Origin of the sequence: Dyella subtropica (assembly GCF_026283965.1) — a bacterium.
Classification (GTDB): Bacteria; Pseudomonadota; Gammaproteobacteria; order Xanthomonadales; family Rhodanobacteraceae; genus Dyella_D; species Dyella_D subtropica.
In genome coordinates this window covers 333786-357638 of record NZ_JAPDPD010000001.1, presented here as the reverse complement: position 1 = coordinate 357638, position 23853 = coordinate 333786, and the positions used below count along the sequence as shown (strand labels likewise).

Below are 23853 nucleotides of genomic sequence, written 5' to 3'. Positions count from 1 at the left end.
ATCCCCTGCCCCACTCACCTACCGCCCAAACTTCATGTCCGCCATCACGCCGCTTCAAGATGATGCATTGCGCCCACGCCTGGATGCCGCCATGGCGCAGGTCAATCAAGTGCTGCTGGGCAAGCCACGCCAGGTCAAACTGGCTTTTACCTGCCTGATCGCGGGTGGACACCTGTTGCTGGAAGACGTGCCTGGGGTCGGTAAGACCACGCTGGCGCACGCGCTCGCCGCGAGCTTTGCGCTGGACTTCCAGCGCGTGCAGTTCACCAGCGACTTGCTGCCATCGGACATCATCGGGGTGAGCGTCTACGAGCGCGAGACCGGACAGTTCCGATTCCATTCCGGCCCGATCTTCACTGGTCTGCTGTTGGCCGACGAAATCAACCGCGCCACGCCGAAGACGCAGAGCGCGCTACTGGAGGCGATGGCCGAAGGTCAGGTCACCGTAGACGGCCAAACGCATGTGCTGTCGCAGCCCTTCTTCGTGGTGGCCACACAGAACCCGCTTGATCTCGCCGGCACCTTCCCACTGCCGGATTCGCAGCTTGACCGCTTCATGCTAAGGCTATCGCTGGACTATCCCGATGCCGCGGCCGAACGATCACTGCTCACCGGTAGCGACCGCCGCGACCTGCTCGCTCAATTGGTGCCGCAACTGGATGGCCCCGGTCTCACCGCGCTGCACCGGCAGTCGCAGGCGATCACCGCCAGCCCAGCGCTGCTGGATTACCTGCAGGCCCTGCTCGGTGCCAGCCGGCGACATGCCGATATCCGCGTGGGCCTGTCGCCACGTGCCGGTCTCGCCTTACTCAACGCAGCGCGCGCGTGGGCCATGCTCAGCGGTCGCACGCACGTATTGCCGGAAGACATCCAGGCCTTGTTCGTGCCACTAGCCGCCCATCGCCTGGTCCCCGCACGTGGCGCCAACGGCGACACACTGGCTCGTCAACTGCTTGCCGAGGTGGTGGTAGGTTAGGAGCCTGCCGCATGACCATGCCACTGGCCGAAGCCACTCGACGCATGCAGAACTGGGCCGAGCGTCGGCTACCGGCGCTCACTCGCTACCGGCGCCCTGAAAGCCTGCCGATCGAGCTGCATCGCCGGCGCATCTATATCGTGCCCACGGGCCTAGGCATGGCCTTCGGTGTGCTGCTGATAGTGATGCTGGCCGGCGCATTAAACTATGCGAACAACGCTGCCCTGTTGCTTACCTGTCTCTTGGGTGCGGCCTGCGCGACGAGCATGCTGGTGGCTTTCCGCAGCCTGGATGGCCTGCGGCTGACCGCCATCCAGCCAAATCACGCCATCGCCGGACAGCCGCTGATCCTACAGCTGCATCTGGACGCGGGCACGCGCGTTCGCCAGGCGATCCGCGTTGATATAGACGGCCAAACCCAGGCCTTCGCTATGCCGGCCCATGGCCAGCTCGCCTTGCCGCTCGCCATCGCCACCACGCGGCGAGGTTGGCAGCCGCTACCGCGCCTGCGGCTATGGAGCAGTTGGCCACTCGGCCTGTTTCAGGCGTGGAGTTGGCTGTATCCGGAACAGTCCGTCCTGGTCTGGCCGCGCCCCGAAACGGGTGGACCACCGCCGCGCTTGCCGGCTGACGACCCCATGCACCAACGCCTCCATCACGGCGAGGATCTGGCCGCATTACGCGACTACCGCGCGGGCGATCCGCAACGCCGCATCGCCTGGAAAGCCAGTGCTCGGCACGACAGCCTGCTGGTGAAGGATTTTGAACAACCCCTGCCGCGCCAGGAATGGCGCCTGGATTGGCGCCACCTGCCCGGCCTGGACAACGAAGCGCGCATTGCACGCCTGGCCCGATGGCTGGGTGAAGCCGAGGCACAAGGGCGCCCAAGCAGCCTATGGCTACCCGGCGATGACATCAGCCACGGCGCCGGCCCCGCCCACTATGCGCGCTGCATGAGCGCGCTGGCGCGCTTGCCGTGATCCGCCTGCGTCGAACCCAGCGTAAGGAAGCGCTGCTCGACAACCGCGCTTTCGACCTGCTTTGCCTGACCGCGGCGGTGGTGTTGTGCTTGCATGCCGTTCACCTACCGCTATGGCTGACCGCCGGCTTGGCCGCGGTGCTGGGTCTGCGCTGGTGGCAACGGCAACGCAAGCCGGGGCGCGCGCCGATCTACCTCAAGCTACCGTTGGTCGTGCTGCTGGCCGTCACGGTGATCTTCTATTACGGCAACATCTTCGGACGCGAACCGGGCTCCGCACTGGCCGTCGGCCTATTGATACTGAAGTTGCTGGAAACCGAAACACCACGCGACGCCAAAGTCGGAGCCGCATTCGCCTGCTTCACCTTGATGGCCGCGCTGCTGGCCGACCAGGGCATGGTCGCCACCTTCGTGGTCGCACTCGGCCTGTTGCCGGCGCTGGCCGCGCTGCGCGCGCTGCAGCCGGCGCGCCTAGCCGCCAGCTTCCTACGTGAGTTGCTGCCGGGACTCGGTCTGCTCGCCGCAGCGATCCCGCTCTCCCTGCTTGCGTTTGTACTGGTGCCACGGCTGGATTCCCCGCTATGGGGTGCCCCGCCGGCCCAGCAGGCACGCACGGGGCTCAGCGACCGCATGTCGCCAGGGGACTTCGTCGACCTGCTGACCGATGACCGACCCGCCATGCGCATCAGCTTCGAACAGGCAGCACCTTCCCCTGCTCAGCGCTATTTCCGCGCTTATGTCATGTCGCATTACGACGGCCGCCGCTGGACCTCCGCGCAAACCGGGCGCCAGCCGGCTCCGCTCGAGTCGACCGACAGCGTGGCCTATCGCGTTACCCTCGAACCCAACGACCAGCGCGTGCTGCCTGCACTGGACGTGCCGCTGGAAGCACCGCCCGCGGCCGCGCTCGGGGCAGACCGCGAAGTGATGAGCAGCAAGTCAATACAAGACCCGCTGACTTATGCATTGCGGTCGGCTCTCCACTATCGCCTCCAGGCCGAACTGGACGACGCTACGCGTCGGCGCACCCTGCAATTGCCGACCGGCTTCAACCCCCGCACCCAAGCGCTTGCCACACAGTGGCGCGAGCACTACGGCAACCATGACGACACCATCGTACAGACGGCGCTATCGCTGTTTCACAATGGTGGCTTCAACTACACACTGGCTCCCGCGCCGCTGGGCCGGGACGCGGTGGATGATTTCCTGTTCGCCACCCATGAGGGCTTCTGCGAACACTATGCTTCCGCCTTCACCGTGCTGATGCGTGCAGCCGGCATTCCGGCGCGAGTAGTTACCGGCTATCAGGGTGGCTACTGGAACAAGCTGGGCAACTACTTGCTGGTGCGCCAATCCGACGCCCATGCCTGGAGTGAGGTGTGGCTGGCGGGGCGCGGCTGGGTGCGCATCGACCCCACCGCTGCCGTACGGCCCGAGCGGGTCAGCCTGGGAGCTTCCGCCGTCGCTGCCAGCCAAGCGGCCTGGCAAGGTCTGAACTGGCTGCAGGAGTTCCGCAACCGCTGGGACGTGGTCAACCGCTGGTGGAGTCAAGGCGTTATCGGCTTTGATGCACTAAGGCAACGCGGGCTCCTCACGCCCTTCGGCGTCCACGACACCGACACGACCACCTTGAGTGTGCTGCTCGCCATCGGCAGCGTGTTGTTTGCCATCCTCGGGCTTACCTGGGCTTTGTGGCAGCGACGCGACACCGACCCCTTGCGGGCCGCCATGCAGACACTTGAGCGAAAACTGGCGCGGGTCGGTGTCATGCGACGAAGCAGTGAGGGCCCACAGCACTTTCTGCTGCGCGCGGCGCGGGCACTGCCTACCCAGCGTGTGGAACTCGATCGACTGATGAAGAGCTACCTCGACCTGCGCTATGCCCACGCCGTTCCGCCGCCTGAATCTCTTCGTGGCTTTTGTCAGGCGGTGCGGGATTTCCGACCACGACACGTGGTCAAATGAACCGAAGCAGTTGATTCGCGGATACAGGAGTATCCGCCCGACGATGGAGAAAGCGGTCATGTCCATGTACAAAACCCTCGCTCTGGCAGCCGTTACAGCTTCGCTGGCCGCCTGCGCAACGGTTCCTCAACCACTGCAGGGCACTTACACCGACCTCAGCACGGCCTCGGCGCAGCAAGGTGGCGCCGGCGGAGCCAAGGTGCGCTGGGGCGGCGAAATCATCAAGACCGAACCCGGCCCGCAGGAAACCTGTTTCTACATGCTGTCGCGTCCGTTGGACGACCAAGCGCGGCCGAAGATGGACAGCAATAACAACGACAACCAGGGACGCTTCGTCGCCTGTCGCGCTGGCTTCTACGACCCTGAAGTGTTCGCACGCGGTCGCGAAGTGACCGTCACCGGCACCCTGCACGGCGCCGTGTCGCAGAAAGTGGGCGAGTACGACTACGCCTATCCGCGAGTGGAAGCCGATGTAGTCTATCTGTGGCCGAAGCGCGTGGCCGTGCGCTACCCGCCGGGCTACTACGACCCGTTCTGGGGCCCGGGCTGGGGTCCGTACTGGGGCCCGTGGGGCGACCCGTTCTGGTATCAGCCGCGCGTCATCGTGGTACCGCGTCCGTTGCCGCCGCCGCGTCCCAGATAAGCAAAGCTCTTTCATGAAAACGCCGGCCTTGCGCCGGCGTTTTCATATATGCGAGTCCCGGATCAGCCCGGCGGCCAATGCATCCGGCGACCTGCCAGCAGATGCGCATGCAGATGGAACACCGTCTGCCCGCCATGCTCGTTGCAGTTGATCACCGTGCGATAACCCTGTTCGGCGATGCCTTGCTGCCGTGCATAAGCGGCCGTCGCCAGAAGCAACTTGCCCAGCAATTCCGCATCGGACGCCTTGGCCTCGTCGAGCGTAGCGATCGCGCGCTTGGGTACGAACAGCACATGCACCGGCGCCTGCGGATTCAGATCGCGAAAGGCCAACACATCGTCGTCTTCATAAACAATGTCGGCCGGAATTTCGCGGCGGATGATCTTTCCGAAAATCGTGTCGCCCATGTCTCGGCTCCCAGGGTCAATAAACGTTTGGGTCACAAACTTTGCCGGCTACCGAAGGCATGCGCCAACGTGCCACGGTCGACATATTCCAGCTCTCCGCCCAGCGGCACACCATGGGCCAGACGGGTGGGCTTTACACCTGCGGCCCGCGCCAACTGTCCAAGGTAGTGCGCCGTCGCCTCACCCTCCACGGTCGGGTTGGTGGCGATGATCATTTCCTCGATCTCGCCCTCACCCAGCCGCTCCGTCAGCAGACCCAGTCCGAGTTCTTCCGGGCCCAGGCCATCCAGCGGCGAAAGACGCCCGAGCAGCACGAAGTACTGCCCGCGGTAACCCGTGGCCTGCTCGATCGCGGCCAGCTCGGTCGGCGATTCCACCACGCACAACACATGGCGATCGCGACTGCTGCTGGCGCAGATCGAGCACACCGGCTCCTCGCTGAAATTGCGGCAACGCGTGCAATTGCCGATGCGCTGCATGGCTTGCTCCAGTGCACTGGCCAGGCGCAAGCCGCGCTCACGCTCGCGCTCCAACAGATGAAAAGCCATCCGCTGTGCGCTCTTGCCGCCCACGCCGGGTAGGCAGCGCAGCGCTTCGATCAGGTCGCTAAGCAACTTGCTCATACGTCCAACGAATACTCACTCAAAACGGCATCTTGAAACCGGGCGGCAGGTTCAGGCCGGAGGTCACGCCGCCGAGCTTGTTCTTACTCACCTCAGCCACCTTGTTGACCGCGTCGTTGATAGCGGCCGCCACCAGGTCCTCGGCCATTTCCGGATCGTCGGCGAACAGCTTGCGGTCGATCTGCACGCGGCGCACTTCGTGCGCACCGTTCATGGTGACGCTGACCAGGCCGCCACCCGAGCTTCCGGTGACTTCCAGCTTGGCGATCTCTTCCTGCGCACGCTTCATTTCTTCCTGCATGCGCTGGGCTTGCTGCATCAGCTGGCCGATCTGTCCTCTCATGATCCTGACTCCAAATGCTCGTTACTGTTCAAAGGGCTTGACCGACTGCGGCAGTACGCGTGCGCCGAATTCGCGACGCAGCGATTGCACCAGCGGGTCGTCTTCAATGGATTGTTCCGCTGCGGACTGCGCCGCCGAACGCGCATTGGCCGCGCGCGCAGCTGGCGTTTCCGCGCCACCGCCCTGGTCGCTGACGAAGCGAAGCCGGATGCGTTCGCCCATGGCCTGGCTGACCCGCTCTTCCATCTGGCTCACCATCGGTTCGACGGCCAGGTGCATGTGTATCGGTTGCAAGGCCAGCACCAGGGTCTGGCCCTCGCGCTCGCGCAGGGCGGCGTTCTGCGCCAGCTGACCCAGTGGGCCACGCAGACCCGCCTGGTCGATCATCTTGTCCCAGTTGGGCAAGCCATTCGCGTCCAGCACGGGTGCCGTTCGCGCGGGCGCTTGCGGCACGGGAGCCGGTTCGACGCGAGACGGCGCGGATTCTGGCGTTCTTATTGCTGCAGGCCGCTCGATGGCCGCAGGCGCAGAAGGTGCCGAACGCACCGGCGCGGCAGGTGCCCGTGGTGTCGCACTGGTAGCAGCAGACTGCTCCGCACGTGAGCCGTCACCACCACCCTGCGGGCGGAAGGCCAACATCCGCAGCAAAGCCATTTCGAAACCGGTGCGCGCATCCGGCGCCAACGACAGATCGCGGCGTCCGCCCGTGGCGATCTGGTAATAGAGCTGCACGTCCTCCGGCCCCATGCGCTCGGCTAGCGAGGCCAGGAGGCTGTCATCGCTAGCGTCGCCCTCGGTGCGATAACCGGGCACCAACTGCATCAACTGAATCCGGTGCAGCACGCTGGCGAGATCGTCCAGCACGCCACCGAAATCTGGCGAGAAAGAAGCAATGCGTGCGCACTCGTCCATCAATTGAGTGCCGTCGCCCACGGCCAACGCTTCGAGCACGCCGAGCACCTGACCGCGCGCGACGCTGCCCAGCATGGCGCGTACGTCATCGGCCTGCAGCGAGCCGCCGCCGTAGGCAATGGCCTGGTCGAGCAGCGACAGGCCGTCGCGCAGCGAGCCGTCGGCAGCGCGCGCCAGCTCGCCGATCGCGGCATCTTCGTACTGGATGTTCTCGGCACCCAGGATGTGTCGCATCTGGCCGGAGATCTGTTCCGGCAGCAATCGCTTGAGGTTGAACTTCAAGCAGCGCGACAACACCGTCACCGGCAGCTTCTGCGGATCGGTGGTGGCGAGCAGGAACTTCACATGTGGCGGCGGCTCTTCCAGCGTCTTCAGCAAGGCGTTGAAGGCTGGCTTGGAAAGCATGTGCACCTCGTCGACCAGGTACACCTTGAAGCGGCCGCGGGCTGGCGCGTACTGCGCGTTCTCGATCACCTCGCGCACATCGTCCACGCCGGTGTTGCTGGCCGCATCGATTTCCAGAAGATCGACGAAGCGGCCGGCATCGACCGCCGTGCAGACGGCGCACTCACCGCACGGATCGGCCGACTCGCCGCGCTCGCAGTTCAGCGACTTGGCGAAGATGCGCGCGATCGTGGTCTTGCCGACGCCGCGAGTGCCAGTGAACAGATAGGCGTGATGCATGCGCCCGGTGTCGAGTGCATTGGTGAGCGCGCGGACCACATGCTCCTGCCCGACGAGTTCGGCGAACTTGCGGGGGCGCCATTTGCGCGCGAGTACCTGATAGGACATGCCGGATTACCTTGGGGCGAGAACCGATTGTGCCAAGTCGACACTAGCAAGTCAGTATTGACCTCAGCATCATGTGGGTAACCACGGACATTGCGACCGCCAGAAAGGCGGCAGCCCCGCCAGCCACACCCCGGCACCCGAATCATTCGCTACCGTTGCTCCCTTCCGGGCCTGGCGGAGTTTACGAACTATCGTCGCGGGGGGACCGACGGGGCCACCATAGACGTTGGGCTGCTGCCCAGAACAACGGTCAGGACCGTTGTGCGATTTCACTCACTGGCGGAGAGGGCGGGATTCGAACCCGCGATACGGGGATAAGCCGTATACACACTTTCCAGGCGTGCTCCTTCAACCACTCGGACACCTCTCCGCGATGGTGAAATCGCCTTGCCGGTCATCAAGGCCCGGCAAAGAGAGGAGATGATAATGGCAGGCCGGAATTCAGACAAGCCGGACTGCGTATTTCAGGCACCCAAGGGATGCTCTGATCTATTCAACGTAGGCGTCACCGCTGTGTCAGCTCGCCTGCGGCCCGGGCGACGGCGAAGGCAGACTGGCTGTCTGTCGAGGCGGCGCCCGGGCCGCAGGCGAGCTGACGCAGCGGCCGCACATGTGAATTCTAAAAGACGGGGTGATGTCCAGAAGGCTCGCGGTGCGTGTCGCGCAGCTTGCTAAGGCGGCCAGCCTTCCCGGCGCCACGCGACACGCACCGCGAGCCTTCTGGGCATCATGCCGCCTGCGTTGAATAGATCAGAGCATCCTTAAATGCTGCGGCCGCGCATGCATCGTAGCGGCCTGCGGATTACGCTGACATCGTTGCACCACGGGGAAAACGCATGTCCGGCTTTGCCAGCTTCCGCGAGTTCTATCCGTACTATCTGGGCGAACACAGCAACCGGAACTGCCGACGCATGCACTTCGTCGGCAGCACGCTGGTGTTGCTGGTGGTCGCGCTGGCGCTGGTCAGAGGACGCATGGCCTGGCTGTGGCTTGCACCGGTCGCCGGGTATGGCTTTGCCTGGGTGGGGCACTTCGCGTTCGAGAAGAACCGACCTGCCACCTTTCGTCATCCGCTTTACAGCTTGATGGGCGATTGGGTGATGTATTGGCAGATCTTGCGCGGCAAAGTTCGGATCTAAAGCCGCAGGCGCTCAGCGGTATTTCTGATGGCAGGACTGGCAAGCCTCACCCACCGGCTTGATAGCCGCGGTGAGCGTGGCGCAATCTGTTGGCGCGGCCTGTACGGCGGCCTGGAGTTGGTTGTGCAGATGCCGCGCCTCGTCGACGAAGCCCTGTTCGACACCAGGGAAAGCCGGCGCGATATCCGACGAAGCGGCCAGCAGGCGCTCCAGCTGTTCGCGATTCTGCGTGGCCTCGCAACGCTGCGTTTTCACAGCGTTGCGCAGATCGCCCAGATGATGCGCCATCACCACCATCACGGCATGCGGAAACGGGTTGCGCTGCTTGATGGCGTTCATGGCGAAGACCGTGCCGATGATGCCTATCGCCAGTCCCAGGACGATCAAGAGCGCTGCGCGCATGCGTGGTACCCATACGTGGTTTGAAGGAGCGGGGAGGGTAGCACAGGCCTTTCGAGCGCCTGTCCCGTGCTCGGATAGAATGGCGAGTCCCGCAAGTCTCTGGAGTGTGTTCGTGATGTCTGGCCATCGATTCCTTTGCTCAACCCGGCACGGTGCATCCGTCGTGGTGACGGCATGAGCGAGGTCGTATTTCCGGCCGAGCGCTTCCAGGGCGTGGAGCGTCTCTATGGCGTCGGCAGCGTCGACAAGCTGCAGCAGGGCCACGTCTGCGTGATCGGTATTGGCGGCGTGGGGTCGTGGGCGGCAGAGGCGTTGGCGCGCAGCGGCGTTGGCAAGCTCACGCTGATCGATGCGGACGAAGTCTGCGTGTCCAATACCAACCGGCAGTTGCACGCGCTGGATGGCGAGTACGGCAAGTCCAAGGTCGGGGTGATCGCCGCGCGCGCCAAGGCCATCAATCCAGCGATCGAGATCGATGCGATCGAGCGTTTCCTGACGCCTTCCACCTTGGATGAGCTGCTCGATCGCGGCTATGACGTAGTGCTCGACGCCTGCGATGCCTTCCGCGTGAAACTGGAGGCGATCGCCTGGTGCCGCCGACGCAAATTGCCGGTGGTGACGGTGGGTTCGGCGGGTGGCCGCACTGACCCCACCCAGATCCGCGTGCGCGATCTTTCCCGCACCGAACACGATGCGATGTTCAGTCTGATCCGCAAGAAGCTCCGCCAGGACTTCGGCTTTCCGCGCAATCCGGACCGCTACTTCGGTGTGTCGGCCGTGTATTCGCTGCAGAACGTGCAGTACCCGCAGCCTGACGGCACGGTATGCGGCACGCGACCGCCGGGTGGCGATGCGCTCAATCTCGCTTGCGGCGGTGGTCTCGGCGCTGCGACCCACGTCACCGGTGCATTCGCCTTTGCGGCGGTCGGCAAGGTGATGGAGAAGCTGCTAGGGAGTGAGTAGTGAGTGAGAAGCGAGATAGAAGCCACGCACTAGCGAGTTCCTCTCTCACTTCTCACCTCTTACCTCTTACCACCCCATATAGTGGCCGCCATTGATGGCCAGGTTGGTGCCGGTGATCCAGCCTGCTTCTTCGCCGGTGAGGAAGGCGACCGCATGGGCGATTTCCTCTGGCTTGCCGAGACGGCCGATGGGAATCTGCGCGACGATTTTCTCGCGCACCTCCTCCGGCACGGCCATCACCATGTCGGTACCGACGTAGCCGGGCGAGACGGTGTTCACGGTGATGCCGAACTTGGCATTCTCCTGCGCCAGCGAGATGGTGAAGCCATGCATGCCGGCCTTGGCCGCCGCGTAGTTGGCCTGGCCGTACTGGCCCTTCTGGCCGTTGATCGAGCTGATCTGCACGATGCGGCCCCACTTATGCGAACGCATGCTCTCGATCACCGGACGGGTGACGTTGAAGCAGGCATTGAGATTGGTGTTCACCACATCCGTCCACTGCTGATAGGTCATCTTGTGGAAGGTGGTGTCACGTGTGATGCCAGCGTTGTTGATGAGAATTTCAATCGGGCCGAGTTTGGCCTCCACTTCTCGCACCATGGTTTCGCAAGATGCCGGATCGGCGACGTCGCCCTGCACCAAGAGCACGTCGATCCCTTCCTGTGTCATCGCTTGGCGCCAGGCGTCTGCCTTGGCTGAGTCACGATAATTGGTGGCAACACGATGCCCCTGACGGGCCAGATACCGAACGATGGCGGTGCCGATGCCACCCGTGCCACCCGTGACCAATGCCGTACGCTGCGTCATGCCTTGTCTCCAGTAGTCCGTAATATCTATTCGACCCGATCGTGCTACCGGGCCGCGCCATGTTTACAGGTTCAACATGGCAATTCGTCTACGGGAAGCACGCTGCCGGTCGCGTTGTGCGTCGGGTCATGGCAGCGGTTTCTTTATAGCGGTTTATGCCGCCGAACGGTCGCTGCAGTGCGGCAAAGATGCAGCGTCGAAATGCGCGAGCGCGTGGTTCAACAACGCCTCGACGCTCGCGGGATCTTTCGCTACCGATTGATCGAGGAAGCTCAGCGCCCGACGCAGAGCCGGTAGCGGTTCGTCCGGGTCCACGGGATGGGCGCGCTCGGTCTTGGATAATTTGCGGCCACTGGCATCCAGCGCCAGTGGCAGGTGCAGATAACTCGGCGTCGCTAACCCGAGACAGCGCTGCAGCCAGATTTGTCGCGGCGTGGAGTCGAGCAGGTCGTTACCGCGCACCACTTGCGTGATGCCCTGCCAGGCATCGTCCACCACGCAGGCGAGCTGGTAGGCGTAGAAACCCTCGACCCGTTTGATCACGAAGTCGCCGGCGGATTCGCGCAGATTCTGCCGTTGCGGGCCCTGTAGCGCGTCGTCGAACCGGATATCCATATCCGGCACCCGCAGGCGCCACGCTGGCGGCCGATCGTGGTCCGGTGCCGCTACGCAGCGTCCATCCCGGTGCATGCCGTCCACTTCGGCCAAGTCCGACCGGCTGCACCAGCAAGGGAATACCTGGTCGGCCGCCCGTAGTTGCTCGAAGGCCGCGTCATAGGCCGCCATGCGCTGAGATTGGTAGAGCACCGGCCCGTCGGCGACGAGGCCGAAGGCAGGCAGGGTGGCGAGGATGCTCGACGCCGAGCCGGGGACTTCGCGTGGCGGGTCGATGTCCTCCATCCGGACCAGCCAGTGGCCGCCGGCTCGGCGCGCGCACAGCCAGCTCGCCAGGGCGGCGATCAGGGAACCGAAATGGAGGTGGCCGGTCGGAGAGGGGGCGAAGCGTCCGCGGTAACTCATCCTTCCATTCTACGGTCCAGACATAAGGATGCTCTGATCTATTCCACGCACCCGTCACCGCCCTGTATGCGCGCAGCGGTTTGTCGCAGCGGTGAAGGCAGACTGGCTGTCTGTCGAGCCGCTGGGGCGAAGCGCTGCGCGCATACAGGGCGGCCCCACGTGTTGAATTGAATGATGGGGTGACGTCCAGAAGGCCTGCAGGCTGCGCCGCGCGGCTTGAACAGACAGCCAGTCTGCCCTGCGCCACGCAACACACCCCGCGGGCCTTCTGGACGTCATGCCGGGTACGTGGAATAGATCAGAGCATCCTTAACCCTTGAAACCGCGGCGCATCGCCACGATCCTTTCCCTGCGGCGAAAGCCGCATCCCCTTTCATGACTGCCCGAGAGACAGCCATGCGTCGCATCGCATTGTTCCTGTTTACCAATATCGCCGTTCTTGCCCTGCTCACCATCGTGTGCCGTTTGTTCGGCATTGATCAGTGGGCCGCCGCCCGTGGTTATGGCGGTATGGGAGGCCTGCTCGCTTATGCCGCTGTGTTCGGCATGGGCGGCGCTTTCATCTCGCTGGCCATGTCCAAGTGGACCGCCAAGATGTCCACCGGCGCCCGGGTCATCGAGCAGCCGCAGAACGACGCCGAGCGCTGGCTGGTCGACACCGTGCGCCGCCATGCCCAGAACGCCGGCATCGGCATGCCCGAGGTCGCCATCTACGACGCGCCGGAGATGAACGCGTTCGCCACCGGCATGACCAAGAACAGCTCGCTGGTGGCAGTGAGCAGCGGTCTGCTGCAGCAGATGGATCGCGAGCAGGTTTCCGCCGTGCTCGGCCACGAGATCGGCCACGTCGCCAACGGCGACATGGTCACGCTGACCCTGATCCAGGGCGTGCTCAACACGCTGGTGATCGTGGCCGCGCGCATCGTTGGCCGGCTGGTGGACAGCTGGCTCTCCGGCGGACGCGAGCGTGGCGGCGGCATCGGCTACTTCGTGTCGGTGATGGTGCTGCAGCTGGTGTTCGGCCTGTTCGCCTCGATGATCGTGATGGCGTTCTCGCGCTGGCGCGAGTTCCGCGCCGACGCCGCTGGCGCCAAGCTGGCCGGTCGCGGTTCGATGATCTCGGCCCTGCAGCGCCTGCAGGCCAATCACGGCGAAAGCACCCTCCCGCAGACCATGGCGGCGTTCGGTATTGCCGGACACCTGGCCCCGGGCTTCAAACGCCTGTTCATGAGCCACCCGCCGCTGGAAGAGCGCGTCGCCGCATTGCAACGACAGGGATGATGGGCGAGTAGCCCCTTCACGCCGTTTCCATTCCTTATCAACACCACCTATCAACGAAGCCTCCATGACCTTCGCACCCGCCGAAACCCGCAAATTCGAAGCCGAAGTCGCCCAGGTGCTGCACCTGGTCACCCACTCGCTGTACTCGCACAAGGAAATTTTCCTGCGCGAGCTGATCTCCAACGCCTCCGACGCCTGCGACAAGCTGCGCTTCGAGTCGATCGCCAAGCCGGAGCTGGTGGCTGGTGACGGCGAGCTGCACATCGACGTGAGCTGGGATCCGGAAGCGCGCACCGTTACCGTGCGCGACAACGGCGTAGGCATGAACCGCGACGAGGTGGTCGCCAACATCGGCACCATCGCCAGTTCCGGCACGCGCCGCTTCCTTGAAGCGATGAGCGCCGAACAGAAAACCGACGCGCATCTGATCGGCCAGTTCGGCGTGGGTTTCTATTCCGCCTTCGTCGTGGCCGACCGCGTCACCGTGCTGAGCCGCCGCGCTGATGCGCCGGCTGGCGAGGGCGTGAAGTGGGAGAGCGACGGCAAGGGCGAGTATTCGCTCGAGCAAGTGGAACTGGCTCAGCGCGGCACGACCGTGATCCTGCATCTGAAGGCCGACGAGGACGAGTTCCTCAAGCCCTGGACGCTCAAATCCCTGATTACCCGCTACTCCGACCACGTGGCTTTCCCGATCCGTCTGCCGCTCGAAAAGGACGGCAAGCCCGGCGACGAAGGGGAGACGGTGAACGCCGCCTCCGCACTATGGACCAAGCCGAAGTCCGAGATCAGCGACGAGGACTACCAGAGCTTCTACAAATCGCTCGGCCACGATTTCAACGATGCACTGACCTGGACGCACAACCGCGTTGAAGGCAGCCAGAGCTTCACCACGCTGCTCTACTTGCCCTCGCAGCCACCGTTCGATCTGATGATGGGCGGGCGCGACGAGCGCAAGGGACTCAAGCTCTACATCAAGCGCGTCTTCATCATGGACGCGGCTGAAGAGTTGCTGCCGAACTACCTGCGCTTCGTGCGCGGCGTGGTGGACGCGGACGACCTGCCGCTCAACGTGAGCCGCGAAATCCTGCAGCAAAATCGTCAGCTGGATCGCATCAAGGCGGCGTGCGTAAAGCGCGTGCTCGACCTGATCGAGAAGCTGGCTCGCGATGAGCCCGAGAAGTTCACCACCTTCTACAAAGCCTTCGGCAACACGCTGAAGGAAGGCATTGCCGAGGATCACGCGAACCGCGAGCGCATCGCCAAATTGCTGCGTTTCGCCTCGACCAAGGGCGAGGGCAGTGCGCAGAGCGTGTCGCTCGACGATTACATCGGGCGCATGGCCGTGGGCCAGGACACCCTCTGGTACATCACTGCCGACAGTCATGCCGCGGCTATTGGCAGCCCGCAGCTCGAAGCGTTCAAGGCCAAGGGCATCGAAGTGCTGCTGATGTCCGACCGCATCGATGAGTGGATGCTCGGCAGCCTCAACGAGTACGCCGGCAAGAAGCTGAAAAACGTCGCCAAGGGCGAGCTGGCACTGGATGAGGCGGATAAGAAGCAGCAAGAAGAGGCCAGCAAGGCGGCCGAACCGCTGCTCAAGAAGCTCAAGGACCTGCTGGGCGATCGCGTCTCCGACGTGCGTGTCTCGGCGCGCCTGACCGATTCGCCGTCCTGCCTGGCCCTGTCCGACTATGAAATGGCGCCGCATCTGGCGCGCTTGCTGCGCGAAGCCGGCCACGACATGCCAGAGAGCAAGCCCACGCTGGAGATCAATCCGCAGCACGCACTGCTAATGCGAGTCGAGGCTGAGGCCGACGAAGGCAAGGCCAAGGATCTCGCCAATCTGCTGCTGGAGCAGGCAGAGATTGCAGCCGGTGCGCCGCTGCCCGATCCCTCGGCCTTCGTGCAGCGCATGAATCGGGTGCTGCTCGGTTAGCTCACGCGGGACATCCACGAGGACCCGAAAGGCGGCCGCTATACTGCGGCCGCCTTTTTTCTTGAAGAGAGCACCATGGCCTCGCTGCTGATGCTGTTCGCCTGTCTGGTGCTTGGCGTGCTGGTTGCACGTTTCGCCAAACCGCCAGCTGGCATCGTCCACGGCATCAATTGGTGGGTTGTCCACGTCGCCTTGCCGGCGCTGGTGTTGGCGTTGATACCGAAGGTGGCGTTCGACGCGCAGCTATGGTTCCTCGTGGCGACGATGTGGGTCGTGTTCTTCGGGGCGTGGCTGTTGTTCGCGTTGCTGGGGCGCTGGCTGGGCTGGTCGCGCGGCCGCATCGGCGCGCTGACGGTGGTCTGTGGTCTGGGCAATACCTCGTTCATGGGCTACCCCATGATGCAGGCGATGCATGGCAAGGAAGGGCTGGCGCTGGCCGTGGTGGCCGACCAGCTTGGCTGTTTCCCGTTGCTTGCCTCGGCCGGCGTGGTGGTGGCTTCGCTGTATGCGGGGCGCACCCCACAGCCTCGCGTGATCGTGCGGCGCGTCCTTACTTTTCCGGCTTTTCTTTCGCTCGTGGTGGGCATCGTTGTCGGCTTGCTCGGCGGTTGGCCAGCGTTGTTCGACGGCGTATTCGCGCCGATCGGTGCCACGCTCACGCCGCTGGCCCTGTTCTCGGTGGGGCTGCAGTTCAAATTCCATCTGGGCGAGCGCCAGGCCATCGCCCTGGGTATGGGGCTGGGCTGGAAGCTGGTGCTGGCGCCTTTACTGTGCCTGGCGATGGGCGCGGCGGCAGGCGTGGGCGGCCTGGTGCTGACAGTAGGCGTGCTGCAAGCGGCGATGGCGCCGATGATCTCTGCGGCGATCCTGGCGGACGAATACGGTCTGGAGCCGCCGTTGGCGAACACTGTTTTGGGCGCAGGTATCGTGCTGTCGCTCTTGACCGTGCCGCTGGGCAGTGCATGGCTAGGCGGTGTCTAGAGGGTAACGTCCAGTTGTCCTGCACGTGTCTGGATCGCCTGCCGTGCTTCCTTCAAATCACAGCCAGTGCGCTGGCGATAAAGCTTGATGGCTTCAATCGTCTGCTTTGCTCGAATCGCCGCATCGATATCACCATCGCTGACCTCCTGCAGGGGGTGCGTCGTGTGCGGGCTATCGCGGCGATAGATGGCTCTGGCCAGTTGGAAGCCTGCAACGAACGTGAGGGCCGCCCAAACCCATGGGTATGCTGTCCCATCCATCGTGATGCCTCGTCGGTCAGACTTTCGGTGGGCCGATCATGTCAGCTGTAGCTGCCTGACCGATAATGCAGTCATGCCATCCCCGTCTGTTCCTGCCACGAACGAAGTCCGCGCCGACGTCTGGCTGTGGGCTGCCCGCTTTTTCAAGACCCGCAGCCTCGCCAAACAGGCGATCGATGGCGGCAGGATCGATGTGAATGATGCCGGCTGCAAGCCTGCCAAAGCCCTGCATGTGGGCGACAGGTTGAAGATCACCCGTGGCGAGGAGCGTCTGGAGGTCGAGGTGCTGGCCTTGTCTGAACGGCGCGGCCCGGCGAGCGTGGCACAAGCCCTCTATCGCGAGACCGAAGCGAGCCAGTTGGCACGCGACGCCATGCGCGAGCAACGCCGTTTGATCGGCGCGAATGCCCCTGCAGGGCGTCCTGATAAGCAGGATAGGAGGGAATTACGGCGTTTGAAGGGCTCCAGTTGAGCAACGCATCGCAGTTTGTGGTGCCAATCTGAGGGAGCATTTGCGCAAAGAAGCGGCTACGCGATGTACCGTTTCATGCGCAAGAGCACCTGCGGGGGAGCACGTCATGACTGGAATCGGTTTTTTGAAACGCCTGCTTGGCAGTACGGCTACGCACGAGCGCGTCACGCCACTTCGGCTGCAGGCGCCGGAGGGTAGCCGCGTGTTGATGGTCGACGACTCTCCCACGCTGTTGGCCGTGTTGGGCAAGATGCTTGATCAGGAAGGCTATGCCCCATTGAAGGCCTTCGATGGCGAAAGCGCCCTGGAGCTGGCCCGCGACGAGCAGCCCGCGATGATCTTCCTGGATATCGTGCTGCCGGGTATCAATGGCTTTGCTGTGCTACGCGCGCTGCGTCACGACCCCATGACGCGGGATATTCCGATCGTGATGATCAGTGGTAACCAACAGGCCACTGAGCAGTTCTACGTACAGCGGTTCGGTGCTGACGATTTCATCAAAAAGCCGTTCGGCCGTGCGGAAGTCACGACCTGCATCCACAAACTGGTGTTGTCGGGACGTCTTGCCGCCCGCGAAATCGCGCGTGAAGTCGTGCCGGTACGGATGACTGAAGGGGGCGTCGTGCCGGAGACGACGGTCGCCAGTATCGCTGCCTAAGAGCCTGTTTTAGGTTTCCGCGTGACAAAACCAACGACCCGCTTGGCGGGCCGTTGGCGTCTACGTAGTTGCCAGCGTCAGAGCTTGAGGCCGAGCGCCTTCGCTACACCTGCCGCATAGGCGGGGTCGGCCTTGGCGAAATGGCCTAGCTGGCGTCGCACGATTTCTTCCGGCACGCCTTGCATCGCTGCGGCGATGTTGTCGAACAGCTGCTGTTTCTGGCCGGCATCCATCAGTCGGAACAGATCGCCAGCTTGCGTGTAGTCATCGTTGCCCGCGCGATGATCGTAGCGGTCGGCATCGCCGGAAATCTTCAGCGGCGGCTCCTTCACCGACTTGTCTTCGATCGGGCCGCCGAACGAGTTCGGCTCGTAATTCACGCTGCCGCCGCCGTTGCCGTCGAAGCGCATCTGGCCGTCGCGGTAGTAGTTGTGCACCGGGCAACGCGGGCGATTCACTTCCAGCTGCTCGTGATTGGTGCCCAAGCGGTAACGCGCCGCGTCGGCGTAGGAGAAGATGCGGAACTGCAGCATCTTGTCCGGGCTGTGGCTGATGCCGGGTACCACGTTGGCCGGCGAGAAGCTCGATTGCTCGACCTCGGCGTGGTAGTTCGCGGGATTCTGGTTGAGTTCCATTACACCCACTTCGATCAGCGGGTAATCCTTGTGCGGCCACACCTTGGTGAGGTCGAACGGGTTGTATGAAGTCTTCTCCGCATCGGCCTCGGGCATGATTTGCACGTACATGGTCCAGCGCGGGAATGCCTTGCGCTCGATCGCTTCGTACAGGTCGCGCTGGTGCGATTCGCGATCCTCGCCGATGACCTTGGCGGCGTGTTCGTTCGTCCAGTTCTCGATGCCTTGCTGGGTCTTGAAGTGGAACTTCACCCAGAAGCGCTCGCCCTGGTCGTTCCAGAAGCTGAAGGTGTGGCTGCCGAAGCCGTGCATATGGCGCAGGCTGGCGGGCAAACCGCGGTCGCTCATCAGGATGGTGACCTGATGCAGCGATTCCGGCGACAGCGACCAGAAATCCCACATCGCGGTGCTGTTGCGCATATTGGTGCGCGGATCGCGCTTCTGTGTGTGGATGAAGTCAGGGAACTTGTACGGGTCACGCACGAAGAACACCGGCGTGTTGTTGCCCACCAGATCCCAGTTGCCTTCCTCGGTGTAGAACTTGATGGCGAAGCCGCGCACGTCGCGCTCGGCATCGGCTGCGCCGCGCTCGCCGGCGACGGTTGAGAAGCGCAGCAACAGCGGCGTTGTGCTGCCCGGCTTGAACACCTTGGCGCGGGAATACTTCGTGATGTCGTGAGTGATGGTGAGCGTACCGAACGCCGCGGAACCCTTGGCATGCACGACGCGCTCGGGGATGCGCTCGCGATTGAAGTGGGCGTGCTTCTCGAAAAGCTGGTGGTCCTGCACCAGCAGTGGGCCACGCGGACCGGCCGTGAGGCTGTTCTGGTTGTCGGCGACAGGGGCACCGGAAGAGGTGGTGAGAGTACGTCGGTGGGCGCTCATGCGGGGCTCCTGGTTGGCGCTGTGGGGAAGGGCTGGCGTCGGCTGGCTTGGGTTCGAATCTACGCAGGTAGGACCATAGATTGAATTCGATTGTTTCGATATACCCAATAGGCTATGGCTATGAATGCGCTGCGGCGAATGCACGGCGATCGGCTCCGCCATTCACCATCGCCACGGTGAAGTTCACGTGACGGATCCGTTGCTTCCCGTGGGTAACACGACGGGATGACGGCGGATGCGTTCAGCCCACCAATTCGAGCGCGATCGCGCGTGCGGCTTCCCGGATCTCATTGCTGAAGGCAAGGTCGTCGATGGTGCGCGAGAGCACCATGCCTCCCACACAAAGCGCGGCCACAGCGAGCCCGCGCTGACGTTTGTCGATATCGTCCGGCACCGACATGCCCTCCGCGAGGATGCCAGCCATGCGCTCCAGCAGGTCGCCATAGGCCTGCCTGACCTGCGGACCCGCGCGGGCGGTGTCGGAGGGCAGGGCAATCATCGGGCAATGGCCTTCGATGTCTTCCAGGTGCGCATTCGAGAGGTAGGCGTTCACCATCTGCCGGGCATGTGGGCCGCCGCCGTGCGCAGTGTCGAAGGTGAACTCCTTCCAGCGTTGTGCCGGGTTGAAGTTCTGGTAGGCGGCAATCGCTTCGGCGAACAGCTCTTCCTTGGCCTTGAAGTGGTTATAGAAACCGCCGCGTGTCAGTCCGGCGCGCTGCATGATTTCGTCGATGGACACGTCGGCGAAACCACGGCGATTGAACAGTTCGCGCGCGCACTCGACGATGCGCGCGCGAGTTTTCAGCTTGTGCTCGGCGGTATAGGGCATGGCGGGTGCTCGCGTGGGAACAGGGGACGGCCGAAGCCTACTCCGGCGAATGAATATGTTCTTGAACATATTTTGTCCGCTGCCAGACTGCCGGCAGCGCCGCTTCCCGGGTGGCGCCTAGTTCCCCCAACCCTGGATGGAGGCAGTGCCATGAAGCTGTACTACGCAGAGACGATGAACCCGCGCAAAGCCTGCGCGGTTGCCAAGTATCTCGGTTCGCCGGTGGAGTACATCCGGGTCGACTTGGGCAAGGGCGAACAGATGAAGCCCGATTTCCTTGCCGAAAATCCCAACGGCAAGGTGCCGGTCCTGGTCGATGGCGACCTGCGGCTGTGGGAGAGCACGGCGATCATGGCGCATCTGGCGGTGAAAGCCGGCTCGGACCTGTGGCCGAGCGAAGCCGCGCAGCAGGTGGAAGTGCTGCGCTGGCTGTCCTGGGACATCGCGCATTTCTCGCGCCATGGCGGCACGCTGTACTTCGAGAATCACGTCAAGCCGTATTTGGGCCTGGGTCAACCGAATCCCACCGCGGTGGAAGAAGCCACCAAGTTCTACAGGCGCTTCGCCGCCGTGCTCGATGCCCATCTCGCGAATCGCACCTACCTGGTCGGCGATCGCTTGACCATTGCGGACTTCGGCGCCGGCACGCTGCTGCCGTGGGCGAAGGAATCACACCTGCCGGTGGAAGGGTTCGCCAACATCGCGCGCTGGCACGAGCGGTTGATGGAGATTCCGGCATGGCGGGAGCCGTTCCCGGAGCCGATGTCTGCGGCGGCTTGATCTGGGTGGCGTTATCGCAAGGGCCTACCCCTCCCCAGCCCTCCCCTGCGAGCAAGGGAGGGAGTAGGTCGTCGCGAGCTTCTAGCTCCTCCCCTTGCTTGCGACGCGAAGCTAGTCCCGTGGGACAGGGGGAGGCTGGGAGGGGGTAAGCCCTTGTGGCAAGCCCTCCCATCTCAAACGCTCAAAGCAACGCCTTCAACCGATAAACCACTTCAAGCGCTTCGCGTGGCGTCAGTGCGTCCGGATCGACTTCCCCCAGCGCACGCTCGGCAGCCGACGGCGCCGACGCAAACAAACCCAGCTGCGGTGAGTTCTCTGCCTTGGGGTTCGGCGCAGAAGCTTGCTGATGCATGCCGCGTTCCAGCTCAGCCAGCGTGCGTCGCGCATCGGCGATCACCGATTTCGGTAGTCCGGCCAAGGCGGCCACCTGCAAGCCGAAACTGCGATTGGCGGGGCCTTCCTTCACGGCATGCATGAAGACCAGTTGCTCGCCATATTCGACTGCGTCGAGGTGCACGTTGGCGATGGTGGTGTATTCGTTGGCCAGCTCGGTCAACTCGAAGTAGTGCGTAGCGAACAAGGTATAGGCGCGGCTGCTGGCCGCCAGATGCACGGCGGCGGCACGTGCGAGCGCGAGGCCATCGTAGGTGCTGGTGCCGCGACCGACTTCATCCATCAGCACCAGGCTCAGTTCGGTAGCGTTGTGCAGGATGTTCGCCGTCTCGCTCATTTCCACCATGAAGGTGGATTGGCCGCGCGAGAGATCATCGCCCGCACCGATGCGGGTGAAGATACGGTCGATCGGACCAATCACTGCGCGACTCGCCGGCACGTAACTGCCGATATGTGCCAGCAGCACGACCAGCGCGTTCTGGCGCATGTAGGTGGACTTACCGCCCATGTTCGGGCCGGTGACCACCAGCATGCGGCGCGCATCGTCGAGCTTCAGGTCGTTCGGTTCGAACGGCTCCGCGCGGACTTTCTCCACCACCGGATGACGGCCACGCTCGATGGCGATGCCTGGCTCGTCAGTCAATACCGGCTCGCTCCAGTCCAGCGCGGTGGCGCGTTCGGCCAGCGTGGCGAGTACGTCCAGCTCGGCCATCGCGGCGGCGGCGGACTTCAGTGGCTCGAGTTTTTCGGTGAGCGTGTCGAGTAGCGCTTCGTACAGTGCACGCTCGCGCATCAGCGAGCGCTCCTTGGCCGAAAGCACCTTGTCCTCGAAGGTCTTCAGTTCCTCGGTAATGTAGCGCTCGGCGTTCTTGGTGGTCTGGCGACGCGTGTAATGCGTGGGGGCCTTGTCGGCCTGGCCCTTGCTGATCTCGATGTAATAGCCGTGCACGCGGTTGTAGCCAACCTTGAGCGTTGCGATGCCGCTGGCGGCCTTTTCGCGCTCTTCCAGCTCGACCAGGTATTGATCGGCGTTGGTGGCCAGGCGGCGCAATTCGTCCAGCTCGGCGTCGTAGCCGTCGGCGATGACGCCACCGTCGCGTTGCAGCACCGGCGGCTGCGCCACGATGGCGCGAGTGAGTAGCGCGGCGTGGTCCGCGTGGTCGCCGATGCGCTCGACCAAGGCGTGCAGCAGCGGGCTGTCCAGCGTGGTGATCTCAGCGCGCAACACGGGCGCGGCGGCGAGGCCGTCGCGCAGAGTGGAAAGGTCGCGTGGCCGCGCAGAGCGCAAGGCGACGCGGGCCAGGATACGTTCCAGGTCGCCGATGCCGCGCAGCTGGTCGCGCAGGCTTTCATGGCGGCGAGTGTCGATCAGTGCGCCGATAGCCTGATGGCGGCGGCGCAGCAGCTCGCGCGAACGTAAGGGGCGATTCAACCACCGGCGTAGCAGACGCGCGCCCATCGGCGTGACGCTTTCGTCGAGCACGCCGAGCAGAGTGTGTTCGGTGCGGCCGCTGGGATGGGTGTCCAGTTCCAGATTGCGACGCGTGGCGGCGTCCAGTGCGATGGTTTCGCTGGCGCTTTCCACCGCCATGCCGGAGAGGTGCGGCAGCGCGCTTTTCTGGGTTTCCTCGACGTAGCCCAGCAGACAGCCGGCTGCGGCGATGGCCATGGGCAGGTTGTCGACACCGAAGCCGCCGAGGTCGCGCGTGCCAAAGAATCGATTCAGCTCGCGTCGTGCGGCGTCGCTGTCGAAATGCCACGGTGGGCGCTTGCGCAGGCCGGGCAGGGCGCTGACGAGTTTCGGCCAGGCCACGCTTTCGTCTACCAGTGTCTCGGCGGGTTGCAGCCGCGCAAGCTCCGCGGCGAGCGCTTCGGCGCTCGGCACTTCGCTCAGGAGGAAACGGCCGCTGGTCAGGTCTACCCAGGCGAGGCCGTAGGCGCCTTGTGCACCGGCAGCGATGGCGAGCAGCAGATTGTCGCGGCGTTCTTCCAGCAGTGCGGCGTCGGTCACCGTACCCGGCGTGACGATGCGCACCACCTTGCGTTCCACTGGCCCCTTGGACAGGGCGGGGTCGCCGATCTGCTCGCAGATCGCCACCGATTCGCCCAGGCGTACCAGCCGGGCCAAGTAGTTTTCCGCTGCGTGGTACGGCACGCCGGCCATCGGAATCGGTTGGCCGGCCGACTGGCCGCGCTGGGTCAAGGTAATGTCGAGCAGTCGTGCCGCCTTGCGGGCGTCGTCGTAGAACAACTCGTAGAAATCGCCCATGCGGAAGAACAGCAGCACTTCCGGGTGCTCGGCCTTGGCCGACAGGTATTGCCGCATGAACGGCGTGTGCTCTGGCGTTTTTTCGATCGTCATCGCTGATTGAGTCACATCATTTTGTGGTGGAGCCGGCGCGGTGCGTGCGGCCTGGACGTCATGGACGTGCGGCGAACAGGCCGTGCGGCTCGTCATCGCTGTTGGGGAACTTGCTGCCTTGGCGTAGCCCGAGGAACAGGCGAGGGCGTGCAAGGCTGCAGAGTATGCCGGAACGGGCCCGCGAAGCGGTGGAGAGCCTCGTCCTGCGCACCAAGGTTCGCCTCGTTGCGGGCTTTGGAGGCGGATTTCGCGTCGCCATTTCAAGATCGGTCGACTCGCGCGTCATGGAAGGATCGAATGATTACGTTGAGAGTCGGCGTTGAACGCATCCATCCATCAACTTGGCCCCGAGGCGCTTGGGGCGGACGTCGGATTCCTTTGGGTAGGCCCGGGAGATGGCGCCGGTCAAC

The 23853-nt window shown here is 63.8% G+C and carries 23 protein-coding genes, 1 tRNA gene and 1 other RNA gene; 12 read left to right on the top strand and 13 right to left on the bottom strand.

The genetic code is table 11. The features are described from left to right. Positions 1 to 34 precede the first annotated feature (34 nt). Genes OUZ45_RS01555 through OUZ45_RS01540 form a run of 4 tightly spaced genes read left to right on the top strand, consistent with a single transcriptional unit; the run spans position 35 to position 4563 of the window. A complete protein-coding gene (locus OUZ45_RS01555) occupies positions 35 to 976 on the top strand; it encodes an AAA family ATPase (RefSeq protein WP_266168127.1) in 942 nt (313 codons plus the stop codon). Between the two features lie 11 nt (positions 977 to 987). After that, positions 988 to 1956, top strand: coding sequence for a DUF58 domain-containing protein (locus OUZ45_RS01550; protein WP_266168126.1), 969 nt, complete (start codon positions 988 to 990; stop codon positions 1954 to 1956). After that, the gene (locus OUZ45_RS01545) at positions 1953 to 3920 is read left to right on the top strand and encodes a transglutaminase TgpA family protein (protein ID WP_266168124.1); all 1968 of its coding nucleotides are present in this window, start codon (positions 1953 to 1955) and stop codon (positions 3918 to 3920) included. Before OUZ45_RS01550 ends, OUZ45_RS01545 begins: the two co-directional genes overlap by 4 nt. Before the next feature lie 58 nt (positions 3921 to 3978). Further along, positions 3979 to 4563, top strand: coding sequence for a Slp family lipoprotein (locus OUZ45_RS01540; RefSeq protein ID WP_266168122.1), 585 nt, complete (start codon positions 3979 to 3981; stop codon positions 4561 to 4563). Between the two features lie 62 nt (positions 4564 to 4625). On the opposite strand, the gene OUZ45_RS01535 is transcribed toward OUZ45_RS01540, so the two are convergent. The 6 genes from OUZ45_RS01535 to OUZ45_RS01510 form a co-directional block, all read right to left on the bottom strand. Continuing rightward, on the bottom strand, positions 4626 to 4970 hold the full coding sequence (locus tag OUZ45_RS01535; RefSeq protein WP_266168120.1) for a histidine triad nucleotide-binding protein: 345 nt from the start codon (positions 4968 to 4970) through the stop codon (positions 4626 to 4628). Positions 4971 to 5002: 32 nt separating this feature from the next. After that, positions 5003 to 5593, bottom strand: a complete 591-nt coding sequence (gene recR / locus OUZ45_RS01530) for a recombination mediator RecR (RefSeq protein ID WP_266168118.1) — start codon at positions 5591 to 5593, stop codon at positions 5003 to 5005. A 19-nt stretch (positions 5594 to 5612) separates the two neighbouring features. After that, positions 5613 to 5936 (bottom strand): YbaB/EbfC family nucleoid-associated protein, encoded by a 324-nt coding sequence (locus tag OUZ45_RS01525; RefSeq protein WP_266168116.1) that lies wholly within the window; start codon positions 5934 to 5936, stop codon positions 5613 to 5615. Positions 5937 to 5957: 21 nt separating this feature from the next. Beyond that, on the bottom strand, positions 5958 to 7640 hold the full coding sequence (gene dnaX / locus OUZ45_RS01520; RefSeq protein WP_266168114.1) for a DNA polymerase III subunit gamma/tau: 1683 nt from the start codon (positions 7638 to 7640) through the stop codon (positions 5958 to 5960). Positions 7641 to 7754: 114 nt separating this feature from the next. Beyond that, positions 7755 to 7851, bottom strand: an RNA gene (gene ffs / locus OUZ45_RS01515) — signal recognition particle sRNA small type. 66 nt (positions 7852 to 7917) lie between these two features. Continuing rightward, a tRNA-Ser gene (locus OUZ45_RS01510) sits at positions 7918 to 8010 on the bottom strand. 466 nt (positions 8011 to 8476) lie between these two features. On the opposite strand from OUZ45_RS01510, the gene OUZ45_RS01505 reads away from it, so the two are divergent. Continuing rightward, a complete protein-coding gene (locus tag OUZ45_RS01505) occupies positions 8477 to 8779 on the top strand; it encodes an Mpo1-like protein (protein WP_266168113.1) in 303 nt (100 codons plus the stop codon). Between the two features lie 12 nt (positions 8780 to 8791). Here the strand turns inward: OUZ45_RS01505 and OUZ45_RS01500 are convergent, their stop codons facing one another. Next, complete coding sequence (locus OUZ45_RS01500) at positions 8792 to 9181, bottom strand: cytochrome c (protein ID WP_266168112.1); 390 nt, start codon at positions 9179 to 9181, stop codon at positions 8792 to 8794. 174 nt (positions 9182 to 9355) lie between these two features. Between OUZ45_RS01500 and OUZ45_RS01495 the strand changes: the two genes are divergently transcribed. Beyond that, positions 9356 to 10144 carry a tRNA threonylcarbamoyladenosine dehydratase gene (locus OUZ45_RS01495; protein WP_266168110.1) on the top strand — a complete coding sequence of 263 codons (789 nt, stop codon included), beginning with the start codon at positions 9356 to 9358 and terminating at the stop codon, positions 10142 to 10144. Positions 10145 to 10210: 66 nt separating this feature from the next. Here OUZ45_RS01495 and phbB read toward each other — a convergent pair whose 3' ends face one another. Next, positions 10211 to 10951, bottom strand: coding sequence for an acetoacetyl-CoA reductase (gene phbB, locus OUZ45_RS01490; RefSeq protein ID WP_266168108.1), 741 nt, complete (start codon positions 10949 to 10951; stop codon positions 10211 to 10213). Positions 10952 to 11104: 153 nt separating this feature from the next. Continuing rightward, positions 11105 to 11971 carry a tRNA glutamyl-Q(34) synthetase GluQRS gene (gluQRS, locus tag OUZ45_RS01485; protein ID WP_266168106.1) on the bottom strand — a complete coding sequence of 289 codons (867 nt, stop codon included), beginning with the start codon at positions 11969 to 11971 and terminating at the stop codon, positions 11105 to 11107. A 396-nt stretch (positions 11972 to 12367) separates the two neighbouring features. Between gluQRS and htpX the strand changes: the two genes are divergently transcribed. From htpX to OUZ45_RS01470, 3 genes are all read left to right on the top strand, one after another. Continuing rightward, positions 12368 to 13252 (top strand): protease HtpX, encoded by an 885-nt coding sequence (htpX, locus tag OUZ45_RS01480; RefSeq protein ID WP_266168105.1) that lies wholly within the window; start codon positions 12368 to 12370, stop codon positions 13250 to 13252. 64 nt (positions 13253 to 13316) lie between these two features. Continuing rightward, positions 13317 to 15188, top strand: coding sequence for a molecular chaperone HtpG (gene htpG / locus OUZ45_RS01475; protein ID WP_266168103.1), 1872 nt, complete (start codon positions 13317 to 13319; stop codon positions 15186 to 15188). 75 nt (positions 15189 to 15263) lie between these two features. Beyond that, the gene (locus OUZ45_RS01470) at positions 15264 to 16169 is read left to right on the top strand and encodes an AEC family transporter (protein ID WP_266168102.1); all 906 of its coding nucleotides are present in this window, start codon (positions 15264 to 15266) and stop codon (positions 16167 to 16169) included. Here the strand turns inward: OUZ45_RS01470 and OUZ45_RS01465 are convergent. Continuing rightward, entirely contained in the window at positions 16166 to 16429 is a 264-nt protein-coding gene (locus OUZ45_RS01465; protein ID WP_266168101.1) for a hypothetical protein, read from the bottom strand. The genes OUZ45_RS01470 and OUZ45_RS01465 overlap by 4 nt on opposite strands. A 73-nt stretch (positions 16430 to 16502) precedes the next feature. Between OUZ45_RS01465 and OUZ45_RS01460 the strand changes: the two genes are divergently transcribed. After that, entirely contained in the window at positions 16503 to 16901 is a 399-nt protein-coding gene (locus OUZ45_RS01460; protein WP_266168100.1) for an RNA-binding S4 domain-containing protein, read from the top strand. 106 nt (positions 16902 to 17007) lie between these two features. Further along, positions 17008 to 17559, top strand: a complete 552-nt coding sequence (locus OUZ45_RS01455) for a response regulator (protein ID WP_266168099.1) — start codon at positions 17008 to 17010, stop codon at positions 17557 to 17559. 77 nt (positions 17560 to 17636) lie between these two features. Here OUZ45_RS01455 and OUZ45_RS01450 read toward each other — a convergent pair whose 3' ends face one another. Together OUZ45_RS01450 and OUZ45_RS01445 are read right to left on the bottom strand one after the other, a co-directional pair. Further along, positions 17637 to 19079 carry a catalase gene (locus tag OUZ45_RS01450; protein WP_266168098.1) on the bottom strand — a complete coding sequence of 481 codons (1443 nt, stop codon included), beginning with the start codon at positions 19077 to 19079 and terminating at the stop codon, positions 17637 to 17639. A gap of 241 nt (positions 19080 to 19320) precedes the next feature. Next, positions 19321 to 19908, bottom strand: coding sequence for a TetR/AcrR family transcriptional regulator (locus OUZ45_RS01445; protein WP_266168097.1), 588 nt, complete (start codon positions 19906 to 19908; stop codon positions 19321 to 19323). 150 nt (positions 19909 to 20058) lie between these two features. Here OUZ45_RS01445 and OUZ45_RS01440 point away from each other — a divergent pair, with 150 nt between their 5' ends. Further along, positions 20059 to 20688 carry a glutathione S-transferase family protein gene (locus tag OUZ45_RS01440; protein ID WP_266168096.1) on the top strand — a complete coding sequence of 210 codons (630 nt, stop codon included), beginning with the start codon at positions 20059 to 20061 and terminating at the stop codon, positions 20686 to 20688. Between the two features lie 181 nt (positions 20689 to 20869). On the opposite strand, the gene mutS is transcribed toward OUZ45_RS01440, so the two are convergent. Further along, the gene (gene mutS, locus OUZ45_RS01435; RefSeq protein WP_266168095.1) at positions 20870 to 23443 is read right to left on the bottom strand and encodes a DNA mismatch repair protein MutS; all 2574 of its coding nucleotides are present in this window, start codon (positions 23441 to 23443) and stop codon (positions 20870 to 20872) included. Positions 23444 to 23853 lie beyond the last annotated feature (410 nt).

Excerpts from the sequence above, each read along its gene's own strand:
- htpG (WP_266168103.1), top strand. The coding sequence starts at position 13,317 with ATGACCTTCGCACCCGCCGAAACCCGCAAATTCGAAGCCGAAGTCGCC.
- recR (WP_266168118.1), bottom strand. The coding sequence starts at position 5,593 with ATGAGCAAGTTGCTTAGCGACCTGATCGAAGCGCTGCGCTGCCTACCC.
- gluQRS (WP_266168106.1), bottom strand. The coding sequence starts at position 11,971 with ATGAGTTACCGCGGACGCTTCGCCCCCTCTCCGACCGGCCACCTCCAT.
- OUZ45_RS01540 (WP_266168122.1), top strand. The coding sequence starts at position 3,979 with ATGTCCATGTACAAAACCCTCGCTCTGGCAGCCGTTACAGCTTCGCTG.
- dnaX (WP_266168114.1), bottom strand. The coding sequence starts at position 7,640 with ATGTCCTATCAGGTACTCGCGCGCAAATGGCGCCCCCGCAAGTTCGCC.
- OUZ45_RS01465 (WP_266168101.1), bottom strand. The coding sequence starts at position 16,429 with ATGGATGGGACAGCATACCCATGGGTTTGGGCGGCCCTCACGTTCGTT.
- OUZ45_RS01495 (WP_266168110.1), top strand. The coding sequence starts at position 9,356 with ATGAGCGAGGTCGTATTTCCGGCCGAGCGCTTCCAGGGCGTGGAGCGT.
- OUZ45_RS01535 (WP_266168120.1), bottom strand. The coding sequence starts at position 4,970 with ATGGGCGACACGATTTTCGGAAAGATCATCCGCCGCGAAATTCCGGCC.
- OUZ45_RS01555 (WP_266168127.1), top strand. The coding sequence starts at position 35 with ATGTCCGCCATCACGCCGCTTCAAGATGATGCATTGCGCCCACGCCTG.
- OUZ45_RS01550 (WP_266168126.1), top strand. The coding sequence starts at position 988 with ATGACCATGCCACTGGCCGAAGCCACTCGACGCATGCAGAACTGGGCC.
- OUZ45_RS01470 (WP_266168102.1), top strand. The coding sequence starts at position 15,264 with ATGGCCTCGCTGCTGATGCTGTTCGCCTGTCTGGTGCTTGGCGTGCTG.
- OUZ45_RS01500 (WP_266168112.1), bottom strand. The coding sequence starts at position 9,181 with ATGCGCGCAGCGCTCTTGATCGTCCTGGGACTGGCGATAGGCATCATC.
- OUZ45_RS01505 (WP_266168113.1), top strand. The coding sequence starts at position 8,477 with ATGTCCGGCTTTGCCAGCTTCCGCGAGTTCTATCCGTACTATCTGGGC.
- OUZ45_RS01440 (WP_266168096.1), top strand. The coding sequence starts at position 20,059 with ATGAAGCTGTACTACGCAGAGACGATGAACCCGCGCAAAGCCTGCGCG.
- mutS (WP_266168095.1), bottom strand. The coding sequence starts at position 23,443 with ATGACGATCGAAAAAACGCCAGAGCACACGCCGTTCATGCGGCAATAC.
- phbB (WP_266168108.1), bottom strand. The coding sequence starts at position 10,951 with ATGACGCAGCGTACGGCATTGGTCACGGGTGGCACGGGTGGCATCGGC.
- OUZ45_RS01450 (WP_266168098.1), bottom strand. The coding sequence starts at position 19,079 with ATGAGCGCCCACCGACGTACTCTCACCACCTCTTCCGGTGCCCCTGTC.
- OUZ45_RS01525 (WP_266168116.1), bottom strand. The coding sequence starts at position 5,936 with ATGAGAGGACAGATCGGCCAGCTGATGCAGCAAGCCCAGCGCATGCAG.
- OUZ45_RS01445 (WP_266168097.1), bottom strand. The coding sequence starts at position 19,908 with ATGCCCTATACCGCCGAGCACAAGCTGAAAACTCGCGCGCGCATCGTC.
- OUZ45_RS01455 (WP_266168099.1), top strand. The coding sequence starts at position 17,008 with ATGACTGGAATCGGTTTTTTGAAACGCCTGCTTGGCAGTACGGCTACG.
- OUZ45_RS01460 (WP_266168100.1), top strand. The coding sequence starts at position 16,503 with ATGCCATCCCCGTCTGTTCCTGCCACGAACGAAGTCCGCGCCGACGTC.
- htpX (WP_266168105.1), top strand. The coding sequence starts at position 12,368 with ATGCGTCGCATCGCATTGTTCCTGTTTACCAATATCGCCGTTCTTGCC.